This is a genomic window from Streptomyces sp. NPDC055078 (assembly GCF_053607985.1).
Map to the genome: position 1 here is coordinate 1 of NZ_JBSGUP010000660.1, position 4530 is coordinate 4530.

At 71.8% G+C, this 4530-nt stretch carries 4 protein-coding genes; all 4 read right to left on the bottom strand.

The genetic code is table 11. The annotated features are described in order from the left end of the window. Positions 1-2 precede the first annotated feature (2 nt). The 4 genes from ACWF94_RS34290 to ACWF94_RS34305 all read right to left on the bottom strand — a co-directional run bounded on the left by ACWF94_RS34290 (position 3) and on the right by ACWF94_RS34305 (position 4370). On the bottom strand, positions 3-812 hold the full coding sequence (locus ACWF94_RS34290; protein ID WP_453497701.1) for an FkbM family methyltransferase: 810 nt from the start codon (positions 810-812) through the stop codon (positions 3-5). Positions 813-895: 83 nt separating this feature from the next. Then, positions 896-2179 carry an activator-dependent family glycosyltransferase gene (locus tag ACWF94_RS34295; protein WP_453497704.1) on the bottom strand — a complete coding sequence of 428 codons (1284 nt, stop codon included), beginning with the start codon at positions 2177-2179 and terminating at the stop codon, positions 896-898. Between the two features lie 29 nt (positions 2180-2208). After that, positions 2209-3375, bottom strand: a complete 1167-nt coding sequence (locus ACWF94_RS34300) for a cytochrome P450 family protein (protein WP_453497707.1) — start codon at positions 3373-3375, stop codon at positions 2209-2211. Positions 3376-3572: 197 nt separating this feature from the next. Then, entirely contained in the window at positions 3573-4370 is a 798-nt protein-coding gene (locus tag ACWF94_RS34305) for a phytanoyl-CoA dioxygenase family protein (protein ID WP_453497710.1), read from the bottom strand. Between the last annotated feature and the right edge of the window lie 160 nt (positions 4371-4530).

Consider the following 4530-nt stretch of genomic DNA (forward strand, 5'->3'; position numbering starts at 1 on the left):
GATCAGTCCCGCTCGGCCAGGACCAGATAGACACTGCCGCCGACGTAGACCCCCCACTGGGAGACCGTGACCCGGAAGCCGAGGCCGGCCAGTCGCGCGGCGACCTCGCCGAGCCTGCCGTCTATGTCGTGCGCTTCGAGGAGGACCCGCCGGATCCGGGGCCAGCAGTCGGGTCCGATGCCCCGGAGGACGTCGAGTTCACCGCGTTCGACATCGACCTTGAGCAGACCGACCCGGTCCACCTCGTGCTCCGCCAGGACCGCGCTCAGCGTGGTCACCTCGACCGGCACCCGCTGGGTGACCTGGAAGGTCCGCCGTACGACCTCCCTGGTCTGTTCGTCGGCGTCGATGTTGTCCAGATGCGCTTCGAGGTTACGGGTGTCGTCCGCCGCGTCGTCGTACAGCGTCGACGCCGAGGCGACGTAGGGGCGGTAGATCAGCTCGGACTTCCCCGGCGCCGCGCCCAGCGCCTGGCGGTACGCGCTCGCCCCCGGGATATGGCGCGCGAGGTTCTCGGCCAGGCAGGTGAACGCCTTGGGCGCGGGTTCGAAGGCGAGCAGACGGCTCTTGGGCACCAGGCCGGCGAAGAGCAGTGACGCCAGCCCGATGTGCGCGCCGACGTCGATGACGGCCTCGTCGGGGCTGATGCCATCGGCGGCCCTCCGGTAGGGGGCCGCGTTGCTGATCTCCTCCCAGAGGGTGTGTGCTTCCGCTTCCTGCACCGCCGACACCACTCGGCCGTCGGACAGTTCGCATCGGGTGACCGGGAGGTCGGTGGGCAGTTCGTCGGGGAGATCCCACGGATTCGACATGCCGACGACCCTGCCGCACCGGTCTCGAAACGCGCATGAGGAGCCCTGGTCCACCGCCGCCGGAACCGCGCGGCCACGCCGGTTCAGCCGGGGCGGCGGTGTGTCCCGGTCATCTTCTCCAGGACCGGTACGACCTCGTTGGGCGTCGGCATGGCGAGGATCTCCTGCCGCAGGTCCCGGGCCCGCCGGGCGTACGAGGGCTCGTCGAGCAGTTGGAGGATCTTCTCCCGCAGCACCTCGGCCGACAGATCACCGGCGGATACGGCCAGGGTGGTGCCCGACTTCTCGTACTCCACCCCCATGTCCTCGCTCACCCACTCGTAACCGACGATGACGACCTGGGGCACAGCGTGCAGGTCCGCGGTGGCCTTCGTCTGGTATCCGGCGTGGTGCACGATCACCGAGCAGGACGGTGCGAGTTCGTTGAGCGGGACGAAGTCCGTGGTGCGGATGTTGTCCGGCAGCTCGGGCAGCGAGTCGAGCTGTGCCGGGTCGAGGGCCGCGATGATCTCGACGTCCAGGCCCGCCAGGCTCTGGAACAGGGCGGCGAGCGTCTCGTTCAGCCGGAACCGCTCGGAGTCGCCGCTGGTGATGGATGTCCCGAGAGTCACACACACCCGCCGGCGCGCGGCGGGTTCGTAGAGCCACCTGGGCACTGTGCAGCGCCCGTTGTAGGGCACGTAGCGCATCGGCACCGTGGGCAGGTCCAGCTCCTGGCGCAGACTGCCGGGCCGGGTGTCGACGACCCACTGCCCGGTCAGCATCGTCTCGTCGAACCGCGCTTCGCAGCCCAGCCGTTCGAGCGTCCAGTCGATCCACTCGGCCGTCGGGTCCTCCCGCAGCTGTTCGGGCTGCTGGTCGCGGTGGTGTGTGAAGTGTCCGCGGGTTTCCATCTGGAGGGCCAGCTCGGGGCCGGAGACCAGCCGCGCGTGGGCCGCGCCGACACTGGTGGCGACGATCGCCCCGGCGATCGAGAAGCTCTCCCAGATCACCAGGTCGGGCTGCCAGCTGCGGGCCACCGCCACCAGCTGGTCGATCTGCGCGTCGTTGTTGAGCGGCTGGTAGAGCGCGGGGACCAGCATGTTCTCGTAGGAGAGATGGTCCTCCCAGGCCGCGGCGGCCGGGTCCTGGCTGCTGGTGCCGATCTCGTTGAAGAGGGAGATCGCCTCCTGCTGGAAGCCGTCGAGCTGTTCCCACAGGGTCGGCGACTCGATCGGCACGGCGGTGAGGCCCGTCTGCGTGACCGTGTCGACCAGTTTCTCGTTGCAGGCCGCCTGTACCTCGTGGCCCGCGGTCCGCAGGGCCCAGGCCAAGGGGACCATCTGATGGAAGTGATTGCCCTCGATCGAGGTGAACAGGACTCTCATCGCCGGTTTCCCTTTTCTCTCGACGCAGGTCAGCCGACTGCCAGCGGGCAGCGCAGCAGGTTTCTGGTCACCGGCGAGCGGCGGCTGCGCACCTGCGGGCCCGCCCGGCGCGATCCGGGAGACCCGGCCACCAGCGCCCGGACCACGGCTTCGGCCTGGCGGCGGGCGAACGGCAGGGTCACCCGGTGGTGCAGGGCGGGCAGGAGCGCGGGGGCCGCGCGGCCGGTGACGAACCGGCCGGGTTCGGCGAAGACCGCCGGATCGCGGTTCGCGGCACCGACGAGCACCACCACCCGCTCGCCCGCCGACACGAGCTGACCGGCGAACTCGCTGTCGGCCCGCGCGACAACCGGGTGGAGCTGCACCGGGGAATCGTGCCGCAGGGCCTCGGCCACGACGTGGGCCGCGTGCGCCGGTTCGTCGGCCACCCGCGCCCACTCTCCGGGGTGGTCGACCACCGCCAGTACGGCGTTTGTGATCAGCGTGGCGGCGGTGCGTACGCCCGCGGTCGCCAGCAGGATGGCCAGCGCCCGGCTGTCGGCGGCCGGATCGCCGCCCCCGGCGGCCCGCGCGAACAGCGACCGCAGGCGGTCGACGGCGGTCGTCGCACGGCGGGTCACCTCCAGTCGCTGCGGGCACAGCACACCGTCCTGGAGGACCCCGGCGGCGGCGCAGGCGTCGGCCAGTTCGCGGCGGAGCGGCCCGGAGAGCCCGAAGGTCTCGCCGAGCAGGTCCACGGGAACCCGCTCGGCGAGGTCGGTGACGAGGTCGAACCGGTCGGGCAGGCCGTCGACCGCCCGGTGGCACACCCTCGTGACGGCCGACCGGGTGACGGTGGCCCCGGCCAGCTCGCGCAGCCGCTCATAGTGTGCCGCGTCGCCGCCCAGGCCCGCGTCCGCCACCGGGACATGGGCGTCGTCGCCGGTCACCGCGGTGTGCGGCCACGGCCCGCTCAGCAGCGCCTCGCTGACCCCGTGGTCCGCCGTCACCCAGGCGCCGGTGGAGCTGCGCCACAGACCGCCGAGCGCGCGGATCTCCTCGTATCGCGGGTGCGGGTCGTCGGTGTGGCCCCGGAGCACATCGGCGTACGGGTCGCCCTTGACCCGGTGCAGCCAGTGCTCGCCGTGGGCCCGTTGCAGCCGCCGGCCCAGTTCGCCGATCTCCGTGCGGTTCGGTGTCCCTTGCACAACGCTCATCTCCGACGCTCATCTCCAACGGTCGCCTCAGCCGGGTCGCCTCGGCAGGGTCGGGTCAGCCGAGTCGCCTCGGGCCGGTCGTGTCCGTGTCGGCCGAGTCGCCTCGGGCCGGTCGTGTTCGTATCAGCCGGGTTGTGCCAGGCCGGTCGTGTCCGTGTCGGCCGGGTCGCGCCCGGCCGGTCCTCTCTGCCCCGCCGTCACTTGACGAGCGGGAACTTCTCGCCGGTCAGCGGCTCACCGGGCCGCATATGGGCGATATGGGCGTCCTCGGTGCCGGGCCGGTAGGTGACGTCGGCGTCCATGTAAACGATGCCGTGCCCCATCCGGGCGGTGTCGGTCCGGTTCGCCCCGGCCATGTGCACGGTACGGACATGGTGGAAGGCGACGTCACCGGCCCGCAGCGGGACGGTGACCCGGGGCTGCCAGGTGTAGTCCGGCCAGATGTCGTCGATGGCGCGGTGCTCGGCGAAGCTGGTCATATGGGTCTGCCGGTGGCCGGCGTCGCGCAGATGGGAGCCCGGGACATAGCTGAGGCAGCCGCGCTCGACGGGGACGTCGACCAGCGCGACCCACGCGGTGAGCGTGCGTTCCAGGCCGTCGAGCGGCAGGCCGGTCTCGTCGTCGTGCACCAGGGTGGGGAGGGTGGTCAGCGTGTGCTGCGGTGCCTTGACCAGGACATCGGTGCTGTAGAGGCGCAGCGGCGCGTCGGCGAGCCTCCTGGCGATACCGGTGATCGCCGGGTGCAGCGCGAGGTCGCGCAGCGCCTCGTGCTTGAGCCACGCCTGTGCGACGAAGTGCACCTGCACCGAGTCCTCCCCCGCCCCCCAGATCTCCGGCCCCTCCGCGGCCAGCAGTTCCTCGGACGCCGTCTTGAACCGCGCCACCTCGGACGCGGACAGGACCTGGGGGATCCGGACGAAGCCCTGCTCCTGGTAGGACCGGCGGTACTCATCGGACAGGCCGTCGGCCGTGGTCGTTTCGGTTCGGACGGTCATGTCGGAATCACTCCTCGCTCGCGGTGGTACGGACTCTGCGGTCGGGGCCGGACGACGGGCGGGCCACCCGGGCCGGACCCGACGGGCCGGGTGGCGCCGGGCGGGGCCGTACCGACCGGGTGGGTCCGGTCGGGACCGGTCGGGGCGCGCTCAGCGGGAC